The 17,530-nt window shown below is 66.2% G+C and carries 12 protein-coding genes; 5 read left to right on the top strand and 7 right to left on the bottom strand.

Going from position 1 to position 17,530, the window contains the following annotated elements; all coding sequences use genetic code 11:
- Window positions 1-50 precede the first annotated feature (50 nt).
- From CFB24_RS00175 to CFB24_RS00155, 5 genes are all read right to left on the bottom strand, one after another.
- Entirely contained in the window at window positions 51-3,317 is a 3,267-nt protein-coding gene (locus CFB24_RS00175; protein ID WP_088518554.1) for an efflux RND transporter permease subunit, read from the bottom strand.
- Between the two features lie 7 nt (window positions 3,318-3,324).
- Window positions 3,325-4,503, bottom strand: a complete 1,179-nt coding sequence (locus tag CFB24_RS00170; protein WP_088518553.1) for an efflux RND transporter periplasmic adaptor subunit — start codon at window positions 4,501-4,503, stop codon at window positions 3,325-3,327.
- 106 nt (window positions 4,504-4,609) lie between these two features.
- Window positions 4,610-4,867, bottom strand: a complete 258-nt coding sequence (locus CFB24_RS00165; protein WP_141098297.1) for a hypothetical protein — start codon at window positions 4,865-4,867, stop codon at window positions 4,610-4,612.
- 115 nt (window positions 4,868-4,982) lie between these two features.
- Window positions 4,983-5,336 carry a hypothetical protein gene (locus tag CFB24_RS00160; RefSeq protein ID WP_141098296.1) on the bottom strand — a complete coding sequence of 118 codons (354 nt, stop codon included), beginning with the start codon at window positions 5,334-5,336 and terminating at the stop codon, window positions 4,983-4,985.
- A 149-nt stretch (window positions 5,337-5,485) separates the two neighbouring features.
- Window positions 5,486-7,699 (bottom strand): heavy metal translocating P-type ATPase, encoded by a 2,214-nt coding sequence (locus tag CFB24_RS00155; RefSeq protein ID WP_088518550.1) that lies wholly within the window; start codon window positions 7,697-7,699, stop codon window positions 5,486-5,488.
- A 76-nt stretch (window positions 7,700-7,775) separates the two neighbouring features.
- Here CFB24_RS00155 and CFB24_RS00150 point away from each other — a divergent pair, with 76 nt between their 5' ends.
- From CFB24_RS00150 to CFB24_RS00140, 3 genes are all read left to right on the top strand, one after another.
- A complete protein-coding gene (locus CFB24_RS00150) occupies window positions 7,776-8,201 on the top strand; it encodes a MerR family transcriptional regulator (RefSeq protein ID WP_088518549.1) in 426 nt (141 codons plus the stop codon).
- Window positions 8,202-8,359: 158 nt separating this feature from the next.
- Window positions 8,360-8,719, top strand: coding sequence for a nitrate reductase cytochrome c-type subunit (locus CFB24_RS00145; RefSeq protein WP_088518548.1), 360 nt, complete (start codon window positions 8,360-8,362; stop codon window positions 8,717-8,719).
- Window positions 8,716-9,423 carry a NapC/NirT family cytochrome c gene (locus CFB24_RS00140; RefSeq protein WP_088518547.1) on the top strand — a complete coding sequence of 236 codons (708 nt, stop codon included), beginning with the start codon at window positions 8,716-8,718 and terminating at the stop codon, window positions 9,421-9,423. Before CFB24_RS00145 ends, CFB24_RS00140 begins: the two co-directional genes overlap by 4 nt.
- A 28-nt stretch (window positions 9,424-9,451) precedes the next feature.
- Here the strand turns inward: CFB24_RS00140 and CFB24_RS00135 are convergent, their stop codons facing one another.
- Window positions 9,452-10,153 carry a Crp/Fnr family transcriptional regulator gene (locus CFB24_RS00135; protein ID WP_088518546.1) on the bottom strand — a complete coding sequence of 234 codons (702 nt, stop codon included), beginning with the start codon at window positions 10,151-10,153 and terminating at the stop codon, window positions 9,452-9,454.
- Between the two features lie 86 nt (window positions 10,154-10,239).
- Between CFB24_RS00135 and CFB24_RS00130 the strand changes: the two genes are divergently transcribed.
- A complete protein-coding gene (locus CFB24_RS00130; RefSeq protein WP_088518545.1) occupies window positions 10,240-11,427 on the top strand; it encodes an NnrS family protein in 1,188 nt (395 codons plus the stop codon).
- Between the two features lie 22 nt (window positions 11,428-11,449).
- Here CFB24_RS00130 and CFB24_RS00125 read toward each other — a convergent pair whose 3' ends face one another.
- Window positions 11,450-11,695, bottom strand: coding sequence for a hypothetical protein (locus CFB24_RS00125; RefSeq protein ID WP_088518544.1), 246 nt, complete (start codon window positions 11,693-11,695; stop codon window positions 11,450-11,452).
- Window positions 11,696-12,298: 603 nt separating this feature from the next.
- Here CFB24_RS00125 and CFB24_RS00115 point away from each other — a divergent pair.
- On the top strand, window positions 12,299-17,527 hold the full coding sequence (locus CFB24_RS00115) for a 2-oxoacid:acceptor oxidoreductase family protein (RefSeq protein WP_088519457.1): 5,229 nt from the start codon (window positions 12,299-12,301) through the stop codon (window positions 17,525-17,527).
- The last annotated feature ends 3 nt before the right edge of the window (window positions 17,528-17,530 follow it).

Here is a 17,530-nt window from a genome sequence, read left to right as displayed (position 1 = left end):
AATGCTTGGGAATGAAATCCGTTGCGCGAACGCCTGAGATTGTTTCGGCCTCAGGCCCTTGTTGCGCCGCCCGCAGGTCCGGCTTCGCCATGAGGCGGGGCGTCGAGAGCGGCAGGCGACGCCCTTGTCGGTCTTGCCGCCCGCTCGCCGAACAGCAGATAGAGCGCGGGCAGCGCCAGCAGGGTCAGCAAGGTCGCGCTGATCAGTCCGCCGATCACCACGATGGCCAGCGGCTTCTGCACTTCCGCCCCCGCGCCCGTCGCCAGCGCCATGGGCGCGAAACCCAGCGCCGCGACCAGCGCGGTCATCGCCACGGGCCGCAACCGCGTGAGCGCGCCCTGGCGGAGGGCCTCGGGCAGGGGCAAGCCTTCCGCCTGCAACTGCTTCACATAGGTGAGCAGCACGAGGCCGTTGAGCACGGCGATGCCGGACAGGGCGATGAAGCCGACCGCCGCCGAGACCGAGAATGGCAGGCCCGCGCTCCACAGCGCCGCGATCCCGCCGGTCAGCGCGAGCGGCACGGCGCTGAACACCAGCAGCGCGTCGCGCATCCGTCCCAAAGCCGCGAACAGCAGGAACAGGATCATGGCGAAACAGGCGGGCACGACCACCATCAGCCGCGCCTTGGCGGCGGCCAGGTTTTCGAACTGCCCGCCCCATTGCAGCCAGTAGCCCGGCGGGACCGTCACCTCGGCCTGCGTGCGCTGCTGGATTTCGCCGACGACGGACGCCACGTCGCGGCCGCGCACATTGGCGGTGACGACCACGCGGCGCTTGCCGTTCTCGCGCGAGATCTGGTTTGGCCCGTCGCGCTCGTCGAACCGGGCGATCTCCTTCATCAGCACCACAGGCGCCTTCGCTCCGGCGCCGGGCAACGGCACGGGCAGGTTTTTCAGCGCCTCGATGTCCGAGCGCAGGTTTTCGCCGAGCCGGATGGTGAGCGCAAACCGCCGGTCGCCCTCAAAGACATAACCGGCTTCGCGGCCGCCGACGGCGGCGCCGATCACATCCTGCACCGCCGAAACGCTGAGGCCGAACCGCGCCGCCGCCTCCTTGTCGATCGAGATTTCCAGGAACGGCAGCCCGTTGATCTGCTCGACCTTCACATCCTCCGCGCCCTTGGTCGCGCGCACGACGCCCGCGATCTGATTGGCGACGCGCAACATCGGTTCGAACTCGTCGCCAAACACTTTGATCGCGACGTCGCCGCGCACGCCGGCCAGCAGTTCGTTGAAGCGCATCTGGATCGGCTGCGAGAACTCGGTGACGTTGCCCGGCAGCGCCGCCACAGCCTCCGAGATCCGGCCTTGCAGCGCCGCCTTGCTTTCATGCGGATCGGGCCATTCTTCTTGAGGTTTCAAGATGATGAACGTATCCGAACTGTTGACGGGCATGGGGTCGGAGGCGACCTCCGCCGTGCCGGTCTTGGAAAAGACCAGCTTGACCTCCGGGAATTCGGCGATGGTCTTTTCCACCTGCGCCTGCATGGCCTGCGATTGCTTCAGCGACGCGCTGGGGATGCGCAGCGCGTTCATCGCAATGTTCTTCTCATCGAGCGTCGGGGCGAATTCCTGGCCGAGACGACCGAACAGCAGCAGCGCCAGCAGGAACAGGAAAGCCGAGCCCGCCGCCATGCGGATCGGCGCCTTCATGGCGAAGGCGAGCGTCGGCGCGTAGAGCCGCCGCATCGCGCGGACGATCCAATTATCCTCCTCGGTCTCAGGCGCGGGAATGGCGATGGCGATCAGCGCCGGAACCAGCGTCAGCGACAGCACGAAGGCCGCGACCAGCGCCATGATGACGGTCAGCGCCATCGGCTGGAACATTTTTCCTTCCACACCCGTAAAACTGAGCAGCGGCACATAGACCAGCATGATGATCGCCTGGCCGAACAGCGACGGGCGGATCATCTCCTGCGCCGCGCCGATCACCACGCTCATGCGCTCAGGCTGACGCAGGGCGCGGCCCAAAGCGTGGCGGCGTTCCGCCAGCCGGCGCAAGGCGTTCTCGGTGACGATCACCGCGCCGTCGACGATCAGGCCGAAGTCCAGCGCGCCAAGGCTCATCAGATTGGCGCTGACCTTGGTCTCGACCATGCCCGCAAAAGTCATCAGCATGGCGAAGGGGATCACCAGCGCGCTGATCAAGGCGGCGCGTAAATTGCCGAGCAGCAGGAACAGCACGGCGATCACCAGCAGCGCGCCCTCGGCGAGGTTTTTGGCCACCGTCCGCACCGTCGCATCCACGAGCTGCATGCGGTTGAGCACGGGCGTCAGCGCGATGTCCGGCGGCATGTTGCGCGCGATCTCGCCGATTTTGGCGTCCACAGTGGCGGCGACCGTGCGGCTGTTGCCGCCGATCAGCATCAGCGCGGAGCCGACCACGACTTCTTCGCCATTGGCGCTGGCGCTGCCGGTGCGCAGATCGGCGCCCACCGACACATTGGCGACATCCTTGACGCGAACGGGAACGCCGCCGCGCGAGGCGATGACGACATTTTCAATGTCGGACACAGTTTCCAGCCGCCCGATCGCGCGCACGACATAGGCCTCGCCGTTGCGTTCGATATAACCGGCGCCGCGGCTGGAATTATTGGTTTCGAGCGCGGCGGCGAGATCGGCGAAGGACACGCCGGCGGCGATCAGCTTGTTCGGCTCGGGCTGCACCTGGTAGAGTTTTTCCTGGCCGCCGATGGAATCGACGCCCGCTATGCCCGGAACCATCTTGACCTGCGGGCGCACGATCCAGTTCTGCACCGTGCGCAGATAGGCCGCCTGTTCAATGTCCGTGCGCAGGCTTTGGCCTTCCGGCGTCAGATAGGCGCCGTCCGCTTGCCAGCCGGCCGGCGGATTGGATTCGATCTTCTCAGGCTTGGGCTTGTAGGACAGCGTCCACATGTAGATTTCGCCAAGGCCGGTCGAAATCGGCCCCATGCGCGGCTCGACGCCGCCGGGCAGCGCCGCCTTGGCCTCCCGCAGCCTTTCGTTGACCTGCTGGCGCGCGAAATAGATGTCGGTCTTTTCCGAAAAGACCGCCGTCACCTGCGAGAACCCGTTGCGCGACAGCGAACGGGTGTAGTCGAGGCCGGTCGCCCCCGCGAGCGCGGTCTCAATCTGGAGCGTGACTTGTTTCTCTATGTCCTGCGGCGAAAGCCAGGGGGCGACCGTGTTGATCTGCACCTGGTTGTTGGTGACGTCGGGGACCGCGTCGATGGGCAGCTTTTGCAAGGCGAACGCGCCAAAAGCCGCCGCCATCAGGCTGAGGAAGACGACGACCCAGCGTTGATGGACCGAAAATTCGAGGATGCGCGAGATCATGGCCGCCTCAATCGTCGTGCGCGGCCTCGGCCTTGCCGAGTTCCGCCTTGAGAATGAAGGAGTTTTCTGAGGCGATGGTCTCGCCCGCCGTCAGCCCCTCGGTGATTTCGACAAATTGCGCGTCGGAGCGCCCAAGCCCGACGGCGCGCGCGACAAAACCCTTGTCGTTGCGCACGAACAGGCTGGTCTTGCCCTCGATGGTCTGGAGCGCGGTTTTCGGCGCCCGCAGCGCCACCGGCGTTTCCCGCACGGCGATGGCCGCGGTGACGAAGCCTCCGGGACGCAGCGCCAGGCCGGGATTGTCGACGGCGGCCAGAACCCGCGCCGCGCGTGTTTCCGGGTTGAGCACCGGCCCGATGAAGATGATTTGGCCGGACAGCGTTTCCTCATTGGGCGCGCGCAAGGAAACCTTCTGTCCCTCGCGGATGGCGTTCAGCTCGCTGGCGGGAATGGCGAGGTCGATCCAGACGCGGCTGAGATCGGCGATGGCGTAGAGTTCCGACGGGTCGTTGTTGCCGCCGACGGACGCGCCGACATCCACCTTGCGCTCGATCACGCGTCCGGCGATCGGCGCGCGCACGGGATAAAGTCCGAGATTGGCCGAAGCGTCGTCGGCGCGCAGGGCGTCGATTTCGCCGTCGCTGACGCCGAGCGACCGCAGTTTTTGCCGGGCCAGATTGAGTCGCAATTGCGCCGTGGCCGCCGTCGTCTTCGCCTGAAGATAGACCTGTTCGGCGCTGATGCGCTTGGCCCAGAGTTTTTCTGCGCGCTCGAACAAGGTCTTCTGCAAATCGCAATTGACCAGAGCCGCCTGCCATTCGCTCTTGGCGTCGGCGACTTCGCGGCTGTCGAGCATGGCGACGACTTCATCTTTGGCGACAGTCTCGCCGAGCCGCTTGCGCAATTCCGCCACCGAGCCGATCACCCGCGCCGGCACGCGGGCGATGCGGTCCTGATCGGCGATGACGACGCCAGGGGCGGACAGTTGCTCCGCTATGACGCCGGGTTCGACCCGCGTCACGGCGACGCCGGCCTTGTCGATCTGCTCCGCCGCCAGGGGGACTTCGCCATGGGCGGGAGGGGCTTCGCGCGCCTCGACGGCCTCCGCCGATTTGGCGAGCGTGAGGGCGGGCGACAAGCATAGGGCCAGCGCCAGCAGGGCGGGCCTCAGGGAAAAACGGGACATGGATCGCGTCCAATCGCTCAGGCGTCGCGGCGAACGCGCGCCATCGGATAGAGGGGAGCAGGGCGCAGGATGTCGCCCCGAGCGTGTGGCGGGGGTCGCGAAGGCTTCAGTGAAAGGTGGACGCGCCGTCGCCGCGGTTCAGGCACTGGTCGTATTTGATGCGGCAATGGGCAAGCTCATGCAGCACTTCAGACGACGGGCCGAATTGCTGCGAACAGGCCCATTTGTTTCTCTCGCAGCTTTGGACATGGTCGGCGCGGGTGAGACGGCCGGATGCGTCCGGGAGAAAACTCTCGTCGGCCCGCGCCTGCGAGGCGACGGAGAAAGTCAGAATGGCGAACAGGGCCAGGGAAGATCGGCTCATGATCATGAACTCCAACGCCGCGCGATGCGCATTGGTGCGCAGCGACGTTCGCGCCGAAGGCGCTTGAGGGGGACTGGACGTTTGGGAAATGCGGCGCGTGACGCCGCGCGCAGGTTCAGGCCGTGAGCCGAGGCGGCCGGAACAGCGATTTCGGGCGCAGCCCCGAGGGAACATCCGGTTGTGGCGCGACCAGCGATTCCGCGAGGATCAACGCCGGAGGCGCCAAAGCCTCGGCTTGACGCCAAAGCCCCGTCGAGCAGCAGCCACAGCCGGAAAAACAACCGCAAACGTACTTTTTGACCACGCTATCCGCCTGCGACGCCGAAGGCTGGAAGAACTCGAGCGGGCCGGAGACAGAACCTGCCGCATCGGGCGTCGCGGCGTCTGTCCAGGCGAGGGCCTGGGCGGGTTGGCCGACATCGTGATGCGCCTCGCCGAAAATATGCCCAAGCGCCGCCAGCGCGACCATAACGGTCGCGAGCGCAACACGAGCGAATCGGAACAGCGAGGCGCGGGTCATAGGACCATCTTGCATTCAAACCTGAATCAAAGCTTATCAAGCGTGAATGAGCCGGAATGTGGGCAAGCGTATAGAACCGCATAAGGGAGGCGGCGTCCTCACGTGTGATCGCCGTTAACGCGCAACAGCCGCAAAGCGTTCGCCGTCACAATCACCGTCGCGCCCGTGTCCGCGAGAATGGCGGGCCATAGGCCGGTCAAGCCGACGAGGGTGGTGACGAGGAACGCGGCCTTCAGGCCGAGCGCAATCGTGACATTCTGCCTGATGTTGCGTAGGGTTCGCCGCGACAGCGCGATCAGGGCCGCCACATCGCCGACCCGGCCGTGCAGAATGGCGGCGTCCGCGGCTTCCAGCGCAACGTCAGCGCCGCCGCCCATGGCGACGCCCACGTCGGCGGCGGCGAGCGCCGGCGCGTCGTTGACGCCATCCCCAATTTTGGCGACCACCAAGCCCTGCTTTTGCAGATCGCGCACAATGCGTTGCTTATCCTCCGGCATCAGTTCGGCGTGCGTTTCGACGTCGAGGCTCGCGCCCACCGCCTCAGCCGTGCGGCGATTGTCGCCCGTCAGCATCGCCACCCGGACTCCCGCGCGCTTCAGCGCGGCGACGCCGGCGGCGGCGTCCGCGCGCGGCTCGTCGCGCAGCGCAAGGACGCCGGCGGCGGCGGCGCCCACCACGAGAACCGAAACGGTTTTGCCCTCCGCGTTCAAAACGGCGATGCGCGCCGCTTGCTCCTGCGTCAGCACGGCCCGTTCCCCCGCCGCGCGCGCCGAGCCAAGAAACACGTTTTGGCCGTCGACGGTCGCCGAGACTCCCTTGCCGCTCAATCCCGCCGCAGCGATGGCGGCCGGCGCGCGCAAGCCTCGCGCCTGGGCTTCAGCCAGCACGGCGCCCGCCAAAGGATGGTTCGAGGTCGCCTCCACCGCCGCCGCCAGCGCCAAAACCTCGTTTTCGTCGCGGTCGAAGCCGATCACGTCCGTGACTTTTGGCTTGCCCTCGGTGAGCGTGCCGGTCTTGTCGAAACACGCCATGTTGACGCGTCCGAGCGTTTCGAGCACGGCGCCGCCCTTGAGCAGGAGGCCTCGCCGCGCGCCCGCCGCAAGGCTGGCGGCGATGGCGGCCGGCGTGGAAATCACCAGCGCGCAGGGGCAGCCGATCAGCAGCACGGCCAAAGCCTTGTAGATCCACTCCTGCCAGGACGCGCCCGCGACCAGCGGCGGAACCACGGCGACGAGCGCGGCGACGCCGACCACCGCCGGGGTGTAGATGCGCGCAAAACGCTCGATGAAACGCTCGGTCGGCGCCTTGGATTCCTGGGCCTCCTCCACGAGCTTCACCACCCGCGCGATGGTGTTGTCGGCGGCGGCGGCGGTCACCTCGACGCGCAAGACGCCCTCGCCGTTGAGCGATCCGGCGAAAACCCTGGCGCCCGCCATTTTGTGCACGGGCAGGCTTTCGCCGGTCACCGGCGCTTGGTTGATGCGGCTGTCGCCGGAGAGGATCACGCCATCGGCGGAGATGCGATCTCCGGGACGCGCCACAATGACATCGCCGGGGCGCAGGCTCGCGGAAGCGACTTCGGTCAGGACGCCGCCGCGTTCGCGTTGCGCCGTCGCCGGCGTGAGCGCGGCCAGCGATTGGATGCTGGCGCGCGCCCGGCGCGCCGCCAGCCCCTCCAGCATTTCGCCGACGAGGAACAGGAAGACGACGGCGGCGGCTTCTTCACGCGCGTCGATGACGAAGGCGCCGATCGCGGCGACAGTCATCAGCATTTCGATGGAAAACGGCGTTCCCTGGCGCGCGGCCACAAAAGCGCGCTGCGCGATGGGCGCGAGCCCAACCAGCAGCGCGGCCAGGAACGCGTAGGGCGCGGCGCCGGGCGCGGCCTTGCCAAGAGCATAGGCCGCAATCAGCGCCAGACCGCAGGAGAGAGTCAGGACGCCCTTGCGCGAAAGTCGAAAGGGCGACGATTTCGCCGGACCGGCTTCAGGATTGGCGGAAACGCGCCCGTCGTCATGATCGTGGCCGTGTCCATGGCCGCAGCATTGGCTGTGGTCGTGATCCTCAAGATTTGGCTTTGGAGAGTCTTGCGCCAGACGCTCAAGGCCATAGCCGAGCGCAGTGACGCGCTTTTCCAGCATTGCGAGATCGCTCTCGGCCGAATGGTGGATCACCATGGTCCCGGACGCGACCGAAACGGCGACCTCCGTCACGCCGGGGGAGCGCCGCACCGCCGTTGCGATCTTGGCGGCGCAGCCCCCGCAATCCATGCCCTCGACTCGGTAGCGGCTTTGCGTAAGCGATTGCTCCATAGGCTGATTCCCCGGGCCTCTTGTCTTCGGAGCAGGGAAGCTACATCCTCTAGTCGCTAGAGGAGCAAGCGCCATCATGAAAAAACATGCGGCCATTGGCGAAGCGGCCCGGATCACCGGCGTGAAGGCGCCGACGATCCGCTATTACGAACAGATCGGCCTGCTCCCGCCGCCGCCGCGAACCGACGCCAACCGCCGCCATTATTCCACAAACGACCTCCGGCGCCTCTCGTTCATCCGGCACGCGCGGGAACTCGGCTTCGAGGTCGAGGCGATCCGCACCCTGCTGACGCTTCAGGATGCGCCCGACCAGCCCTGCAAGGAGGCCGACGCCATCGCCCGCGCGCGCCTCGCCGAAGTCGAACACCGCATCGCGCGTCTCACCGCGCTCAAGGTCGAACTCTCCCATATGATCGCCTGCGACGGGCATGGCGGCATTCGCCAATGTCGCGTGATCGAGTCGCTGGCGGATGAGAGCCACGATCATGGCCGGCTCGACTAGCGACCGGGCGGCGCAGCGCGTAAAAAGGTGCGACAAAGCAGCCCAGGCGCCCGGCGGCGCGGCTCTAGCCTTCATTTGGCCATATCGACGCCCTAGCCCTGCCTGCGTCAGCGTCGCCACCGGCTTCTCCGGCGCGCTGACCCGGCACGGAGGGCGCGTTGGCCAGATTTCGTTCATTTTTCAGGATTTTTCCTGTCGTCGCGCTCGCCGCCGCGCTGCTGGCGCTGATCGCCTCCGGGGCCGCCGCCGAAACCGGCGAGGCGCCCGCGCCGAAGCCGCCGTTGGTTCCCCACGCGCTCGCCGGCTACAAGATGAGCCCCACCGTCAACGATTGCCTGACCTGCCATGGACCGGCCACTGCCGCCAAGGCGGCGACGAAAGCGGCGTCCGACGCGCATTTCGTCCACCGCGACGGCGCCCGCATCGACAAGCTGCTGGCCACGCGCGTCTATTGCAACCAGTGCCATCTGCCGGCGCCGGACGCCAAGCCCCTCGCTGCGACCGGAGACCGGCCATGATCGATAGCAAAACCCCCGACGCGGGCGGAACGCCGAGTGGAAAAATCGCGCGGCTGTGGCGCTGGTTCTGGTCGCCGACGGCGCGCTGGTCGCTGGGCGCCATCGCCATCACCTGTTTCGGCGCCGGCGTGATTTTCTGGGGCGGCTTCAACACCGCGCTCGATCTCGCCGACCGGCAGGAATTCTGCATTTCCTGCCACGAAATGCGCGACAATGTTTATCAGGAATTGCGCGGCACGATCCATGACAGCAACCGCACCGGCGTGCGCGCCGGCTGCGCCGATTGCCATGTGCCGCATGAATGGATTTGGAAGGTCCAGCGCAAGATCCAGGCGACGCTCCACGAGCTGCCGGGCAAAGTGCTCGGCACGATCGACACGCCGGAGAAATTCGCCGCCAAGCGGCTCGAACTCGCCACCAACGAATGGCGCCGGCTGAAGACCACCGACAGCCGCGAATGCCGCAACTGCCACAACTTCAAGCATATGGATTATTCGGTGCAGGCGAAGGCCGCCGCCGAGACGCATCAGGCCGCGTTCGCCGCCGGCAAGACCTGCATCGACTGCCACAAGGGCATCGCGCATCAATTGCCCGATCACGCGCAGGAGGCGGGGCAGGTTCTCGACGACGAACTCGCCGGCAAGGGCGAGGGAATCGCCGCTTATCTCAAGGCGCTGAAGGAAAAGGAACAGCCGGCCAAATGACGGCGCGGCGCGGCCGGCGACGGCCGCGTCATTCCGCCTCGATTCCGTTGGCGATGGCCTGCAGGCCGGCGGAATCGCGCACCACCAGGCTCTGGCGGCCGCAGTCCACCAGGCCGAACGCCTCCCAGGCGCTCAGGGTGCGGCTGACCGTGTGCAGGGTCGAAGCGGTCATTTCCGCGAGATCCTGGCGCGACAGCGGGAAGTCGATCCTGGTGCCCTCGCTGGATTTGCGTCCGGCCTGCTGCGCCAGTTGCAGCACCGCTCCGGCGATGCGCTGCTCCACCTTCTGCGTCGAAAGATCGAGAATGCGCTGCTGCGAATCCTGCAGCCGCGCCCCGAGCGCCCGCATCGTGTTGACCGCCAGTGCGGGATAGCGCGAGATCATCCCGACCCAGGCGGAATTGGGCCAGACCAGCGCCAGCGAATCCACCGCCGCCGTGGCGGTGCCGGGATAGGTCGGGCTTTGGATGGCCATGGCCACCCCGAACATGTCGTCGGGATTGACGAATCGCACCACCATTTGTTGCCCATGCGCGTTGAGCCGGTTGACCTTCAATCGTCCGTGCAGCAGCAGGAAAAATTTTTCCGCCGGCTCGCCCTGCCGGAAGGCGACGTCGCCCTTGGGGATGCGAAACGGCTGCGCGTGGCCCAGAATGTCGTCGAGAGCCGCCGCGTCCAGTCCCTCGAAGGACGGCGCTTCGGCGATCAGCGAGCGGTCGAGATGGTGCATCTGTCCTCCCGTTTGTCGACGCGCAAATTCGTCGTTTTCTCGAGGGTTTATCAGAGGATACCCGTTCCACCAAGGGAGCAGAGGCCATGACCGCGCGCCACTCGGAATCCACACGTCGTTCTTTCGCCGGGCCTGCCCTGTTCAGCATGGGGTTCCGCCCGTTTTTCCTGGCGGGGGCGCTGTGGGCCGTCGTGGCGGTGCTGGTCTGGCTGCCGCAATTTTTCGGCGAACTCACGCTGACCACCGCCTTTCATCCGCTCGACTGGCACGCCCATGAAACCCTGTTCGGCTATGGCGGCGCCGTCGTCACCGGCTTTTTGCTGACCGCCGTGCCCAACTGGACCGGACGGCTGCCGATTCAGGGCAGGGGGCTGGCGGGTCTGGTCCTGCTCTGGCTGGCCGGGCGCGCCGCCGTGCTGCTGTCGGCGAAGATCGGCTGGGCGGCGCCGGCGCTGGTCGATTGCGCCTTCCTGCTCACGGTCTGCGGCGTGATCGCCCGCGAAATCGTCGCCGGCGAGAATACCCGCAATTTGAAGGTGCTGATCTTCGTCGGCCTGATCGCGTGCGCCAATATCGCCTTCCACATCGAGGCTCATGTCGACGGCGACGCCGCGCACGCCCGCCGCTTCGGGCTGGCCGCGCTGGTTGCGCTGGTGATGCTGATCGGCGGTCGCGTCATCCCGAGCTTTACCCACACCTTTTTGGCGCGGCGCGGGCCGGGACGGCTGCCGCAGACTTTCGACCGCTTCGACGCGGTCTGCCTCGCCGTATCCGTTCCGGCGCTGGTCGGCTGGGGGTGTCTGCCCGACAACGCGACCGTCGGCGCGGCGCTGATCGCCGCTGGTTTGCTCAATTCCGCGCGGCTGGCGCGCTGGGCGGGCGAGCGCGCCGCTGGCGAACCGCTGGTCGCCATCCTGCATCTCGCCTATCTGTTCGTGCCGCTGGGCTTTCTCCTGAACGGCGTCGCCGCCGCGACCGGCGCGCTGCCGATCAGCGCCGGCGTGCACGCCTGGGGCGTGGGGGCGATCGGCGCGATGACGCTGGCGGTGATGACGCGCGCCAGTCTCGGCCACACCGGCCAGCGCCTGAGCGCGGGCCGAGCCACCCAGGCGATTTACGCGGCCGTGCTGCTGGCGGCGCTGGCGCGGATCGCCGCCGCCCTGGCGCCTGATCGCGCCTTCGCGCTGCTGCATGTCGCGGCCCTGTGCTGGCTGGCCGCCTTCGGGGGATTTATCCTGGCTTACGCCGGCGCCTTGCTGCGCCCCCGGTCGTGAGGAGGGCGGGAGACCGCGCCGATCAGGCGCTGTCCCAGTCGCGCAGCAGGCAATGCTTGGCGTAGTCGAGCGAGCCGACGAGATCGCGATGGCCGCCAGACCAGGCGAGCACCGTGGTTCCGTCCGCCTCGACGCCGACGAGCGCCGCCTGGCGCAAACGGCCCGCCTTGGCGTTCTCAAGCCACCGGGTGAGCGTTTCGATCACGTCCTCGACAGGCTCGGGGCCGGGAAAATGCTCGCCGTTCAGTCTGACGACATTCGTGGACATTCTTGAGCTCCTGGCGGGCGTAACGAATTTGTGAACGTCGCCACCATACACCGGGAGCGGCTAAAATGAAATGTGCGGCAAGATGTTTTTACGTAGTGCTACCGAGTACGCAGGGCGATGCCTCGTAACAATGGCGCAGACCAAGCTGTGTTGCTAGATATTGGCCATTCATCAGGCTTATCCGTGCTTTAGCTTTGCCTTTGGCGGAGGGGCGCGATCTGCGCGCTTTCTTGCGCATTATTGTTTTGCTTCAGCTTTTGCGGCGCGTCTCTGTAGCATTGCGGAGAGCGCCTCGAAGCCGAGAACGAAGTGAACCGCGCGGCGGAAGGATCGGCCGGCGCTTGTCCTCGAATCAAGCGGAGCGCGTTCGGTCGGCGGCGGGCTGGCGCGCCAAAGTTAATCAGCAAATTGATCTTCGTCATGGTGCGGCGGCTTGGAATGCGTCAACTTTGTAACGCGCTTCACCCCTCGGTTATCGGCTTAATCGGGGGGAATGGGTCGTGTACGTCTTAAGTCGTGCGCCCATATGTCGCAGATGAATTTGATCAAACTCTGCATAGTAAAAAATCAACTGCGCGTGGCGTGCGCGTCGAGGACAGGATGATGCTGAAGAAGATTATGGAGACACTGACGGGCGCCGCCGCCCGCGCCCCGGAGCAGCCTTCGGTGAAGTACCCGGGCGTTCGTGACGCCGTTGACGGCAACACCGCCATTATCCATGTCGAGCGCGAGGCCTCCGACGCCGCCGGCGCCTATCCGATCACCCCCTCCACCCAGATGGGCGAATACTGGGCCGAAGAAGCCGCGCGCGGGCATCTTAATGTCAGCGACCGTCCGCTGATCTTCGTCGAGCCGGAATCCGAGCACGCCGCCGCCGCGGTGACCGCCGGCATGGCCATGACCGGCTTGCGCGCCACCAATTTCTCGTCGGGGCAGGGCATCGCCTTCATGCACGAGAGCCTTTACGCCACGGTCGGCAAGCGTCTGCCCTACGTGCTGAACATGGGCTGCCGCGCCATCACCAAGGCCAGCCTCAACGTCCATGCCGGCCATGACGACTACCATTGCATCGACGACACCGGCTTCATTCAGGTGATGGCCAAGAGCGCCACCGAAGCGGCCGATCTCAACCTGATCGTCCGCAGGCTGGCGGAATTGTCGCTGACCCCGGCCATCGTCGGCCAGGACGGCTTTCTCACCACCCATCTGATCGAATCGGTCACGCTGCCCGAGCGCGAACTCGTCGCGGAATTTTTGGGCAAGCCCGACGACATGATCGAGACGCCGACCCCGGCGCAGAAAATGCTCTACGGCCCGAAGCGCCGCCGCGTGCCTTCGATCTGGGACGTGGACGTTCCCATGGCCTCCGGTTCGGTGCAGAATCAGGACGCGTATATGCAGGCGGTGGCCGCGCAGCGCCCGTATTTCTTCAATGAGGTGCAGCCGCTCGCCGACCGCTGTATGGACGAATTCGCCGAGCTGACCGGGCGCAAATATTCCCGCCTGAGCTGCTACCGCTGCGATGACGCCGACTATGTGATTTTCGGCATGGGCAGCATGGTGGTGCAGGCCGAGGCCGTGGCCGATTATCTGCGCGCCACCCGCCGGCTGCGCGTCGGCGTGGTCAATCTCACCATGTTCCGTCCCTTCCCTGGCGATCTCGTCGCCGCCGCGCTGCGGGGCAAGAAGGGCGTGGCGGTGCTGGAGCGCACCGACCAGCCGCTGGCCGAAGATCTGCCGTTGATGCGCGAAGTGCGCTCGGCGCTGCAGAAGGCGCTGGAAAACGCCATGGAGGCCGCCTATGCCGGCGAGCCGCCGCATCCGGGTTATCCCTCGCTGTCGCCGAGCGACATGCCGCGTCTCTATTCCGGCTGCTACGGGCTGGGCTCGCGCGACCTGCAGCCGGAAGGGCTGATCGGCGCGATCGAGAACATGCTGCCCGACGGCGACAAGCGGAAGTTCTTCTATCTGTCGGTGGATGTGGCGCGCGAGCCGGATCATCCCAAGGATGAGCTGCATCAGCAGGCGTTCCAGTCCGCCTATCCGAACGCCGCCAAAATGGTGGTGCGCGGCAGCGAAAACCCCAATCTGATGCCCAAGGACGCGATCACCGTCCGCATGCATTCGATCGGCGGCTGGGGCGCGATCACCACCGGCAAGAATCTGGCGATGACCCTGTTCGAGCTGCTCGGCTGGGAGATCAAGGCCAATCCGAAATATGGCTCGGAAAAGAAGGGCCAGCCGACGACTTATTATCTGTCGGCGGCGCCGGAGCCGATTCGCGTCAACTGCGAATATGTTTATGTGGACGTGGTTCTGTCGCCCGATCCGGCGGTGTTCGGCCATTCCAACCCGCTGTCCGGCCTGAAGAAGGGCGGCGTGTTCATCATCCAGAGCAATCTGGGCGAGGGGACCTGGGCCGCTTTCCCGCGCTGGGCGCAGCAGGAGATCGTCGACAAGGAGCTGCGCGTCTTCTATCTCGACGCGTTCAAGATCGCCCGCGAGGAGGCCGGCAGCGCCGAGCTGCAATTGCGCATGCAGGGCAACGCCTTCCAGGGCGCGTTCTTCGCGGCGTCGTCGGTGCGCCAGAACGCCGGCCTGAGCGAGCAGACGCTGTTCACCGCCATCGAGAAGCAGCTTGAGTCCAAGTTCGGCTCCAAGGGCGCGCGGGTCGTTCAGAACAACCTGACCGTGGTGAAGCGCGGTTACACCGAGATCTTCGAGATCAAGGAAAAGGTGGTGGGCGAGTCGGCGCCGGTCATCGCCAAGACCAGCCTGCCGATCATGCTCAAGGGCTGCCCCTCCAGCGACAAGAGCCTGTCGCCTGTCGCCGACCTGCATCGCTTCTGGGAGCAGACCGGCCATTTCTACGCCACCGGCAAGGGCAACGACAATCTGCTCGATCCGTTCATCGGCGCCTCGCTGATCCCGGCGGCGTCCGGCATGTTCCGCGACATGACCGGCATCCGCTTCGAGCATCCGGAATGGGTCGCCGAAAACTGCACGGCCTGCGGCAAGTGCTACACGGTCTGCCCCGACAGCGCGATTCCCGGCCTGGTCAATTCGGTCAGCGAAGTGTTCAACGCCGCGCTGGCGCGCGTCGAGCGCGCGGGCACGCCCACCAAATTGCTGCGGCGCGCCCTGCGCGGCGCCGAGAAGAAGCTGCGCGGTTTGGTCGGCCCCAATGACGGCGTCGCCGTGCGTCCATTGATCGACAAGGCTTTTGAAGCCACGGTCGCCGAGGCGCCGGAAGCCGAGCGCGCCGCGCTCGCCGCCGAATTCGACCTGCTCAAGGCCGAGATCGGAACCTTCGCCTTCTCCGCGACCAAGCCGTACTGGAGTTCGAAGGAAAAGAAGGGCGGCGGCGGCGGCCTGTTCTCCATCACGGTCAATCCGCTGACCTGCAAGGCCTGCGCTCTGTGCGTGGACGTCTGCGACGACAATGCGCTGAAAATGGTGACGCAGACCGACGACAGCGTCGCCGCGCTGCGCCGCGACTGGAGTTTTTGGCTCGACCTGCCGACCACCGGCAAGGAATACAGCCGCATCGAGGATCTTGATGAGAAGATCGGCGCGCTCGACACGCTGCTGCTCGACAAGACCAATTACAACGCCATGACCTGCGGCGACGGCGCCTGCCTTGGCTGCGGCGAGAAGACCGCGATCCACCTGTTCACCAGCACGGTTTCCGCGCTGATGCAGCCGCGCGTCAAAGCCTTTATCGGCAAACTCGACGGCCTGATCCAGAAGCTGGAGCAGCATGTGCGGCTGAGCCTCGCCAAGGCGGTGGATCTGTCGGACGCGAGCGCGGTCGCCCGCGCGGTGGATTCCTCGGCCCCGCACGATCTCACCCTGTCGTCGCTGGCCTCCAAGCTCAATGACGGCAAGCCGTCGCAGCCGCTCGATCCGAACTGGGTCAAGCGTTGCGCGCAATTGCTGGAAGCGTTGAAGGATCTGCGCTGGCGCTATGTCGAAGGCCCGACCCGTCGCGGCCGCGCCAATATGGGCATGGTCAACTCCACCGGCTGCACGTCCGTGTGGGGCAGCACCTATCCGTACCATCCCTATCCGTTCCCCTGGACCTCGCATCTGTTCCAGGACTCGCCGTCGGTCGCGATGGGCCTGTTCGAAGGCCACATGGCCAAGATGGCCGAGGGCTTCAAGATCGTCCGCATGGCCGAGATGGAGCTGAAGGGCGATTTCGTCGAGGAGCGCGACCGCGCCTTCTTCAACCGCTTCACCTACGAGCAGTTCTCCGACGACGAATGGGCCTTGTGCCCGCCGGTGGTCAGCCTCGGCGGCGACGGCGCCATGTATGACATCGGCTTCCAGAACCTGTCGCGCATGATGATGGCCGGCAAGCCGATCAAGGTGCTGGTGGTGGACACGCAAGTCTATTCCAATACCGGCGGCCAGGCCTGCACCTCGGGCTTCATCGCCCAGGTGTCGGATATGGCGCCCTATGGCGCGGCGCGTCACGGCAAGAGCGAAATCCGCAAGGAAATCAGCCTGATCGGCATGGCGCACCGCAGCAGCTTCGTGCTGCAGTCCACGGTCGCCCATGTGTCGCACCTGCTGGAAGGCTATATCGACGGTTTGAACTCGCGCCGGCCGGCCCTGTTCAACATCTATGCGGTGTGCCCGCCCGAACATGGCGTCGGCGACGACCGCACGGTGTCCCAGAGCAAGCTTGCGGTGGAAAGCCGCGCCTATCCGCTGTTCCGCTACGATCCGGACGCCGGCGTGGAATTCTCCGCCTGCGCCAGCCTGGAAGGCAACCCGGCGCTGGATCAGGACTGGCCGACCTATTCCTTGCAATATGTCGACGAGAAGGGCGCGAAGGCCACGCTCGACCTGCCGGTGACCTTCGCCGATTTCGCGGCGACGGAAGCGCGCTTCTCCAAGAACTTCCGCAAGGCGCCGCCGGAGACCTGGAACGACGCCATGCTGCCGCTGGCCGAGTTGCTGGATCTGCCCGCCGACGAGCGCAACGGCCGCTTCCCGTATATCTGGGCGACCGACGCCAAGGGCCGTTTGATGCGGCTGATCGTGTCGCAGGAATTGGTGAATTCCTGCGAGGAGCGGATGCAGTTCTGGCGTCAGCTCAAGGACGTCGTCGCCCAGCCGGTCGACGCCGCCGCGATCGAGGCGCAAGTTCGCGAGGAGGTGCGCGAGGAGCTGGAAGCCAGCTTCGCCGCCGCTCAGGCCGAAGCGGTCGCCGCCGCCGTCGCCGAAGCCAAGGCCGCTGCGCCTGTGGCGCCGGCTCCGGTCCCCGCGACGCCTGCTCCGGCTCCCGTCGCCGCCGCGCCTGCGGCTCCGGCGCCGATTCCCTCGACGCTGGCCGGACTGGCCGCGACGCTCGCCGCCGCTCCGGTGACGGCGCCCGCCGCCGCGGAACCGGTCAAGCCCGTCGAGGCCGCCAAGCCCGTCGAAGCGCCCAAGCCCATTGAAGCGCCCAAGCCCGTCGAGGTGGCGAAGCCTGCCGAGGCGGCCAAGCCGGTCGAGGCGGCGAAGCCCGCCGCTCCGGCCAAGCCGGCCGCCAAGGCGAAGGCCGCCGCCTCCAGCGTCGAAATTCCCCTGCCGGACTATGAGCCGGTCTGGGTGGATTCGCCCGATTGCACCGCCTGCGGCGAGTGCATCGATCAGGCGCCGGGCGTGTTCGTCTACAACGCCTCCAAGCAGGTCACCGTGAAGGACCCCAAGGGGAACAAGTTCAGCGACATTGTGAAGAGCGCGGAAAAGTGCCCGGCCGAGTGTCTGCATCCCGGTATGCCCTGGGAGCAGGAGCCCAAGCTGGACAAGCTGATCAACCGCGCGAAGAAGTACAATTGAGGG

Source organism: Rhodoblastus acidophilus, assembly GCF_900187365.1.
GTDB classification, from domain to species: domain Bacteria; phylum Pseudomonadota; class Alphaproteobacteria; order Rhizobiales; family Beijerinckiaceae; genus Rhodoblastus; species Rhodoblastus acidophilus.
This window is presented reverse-complemented; position numbering and strand designations above follow the sequence as displayed.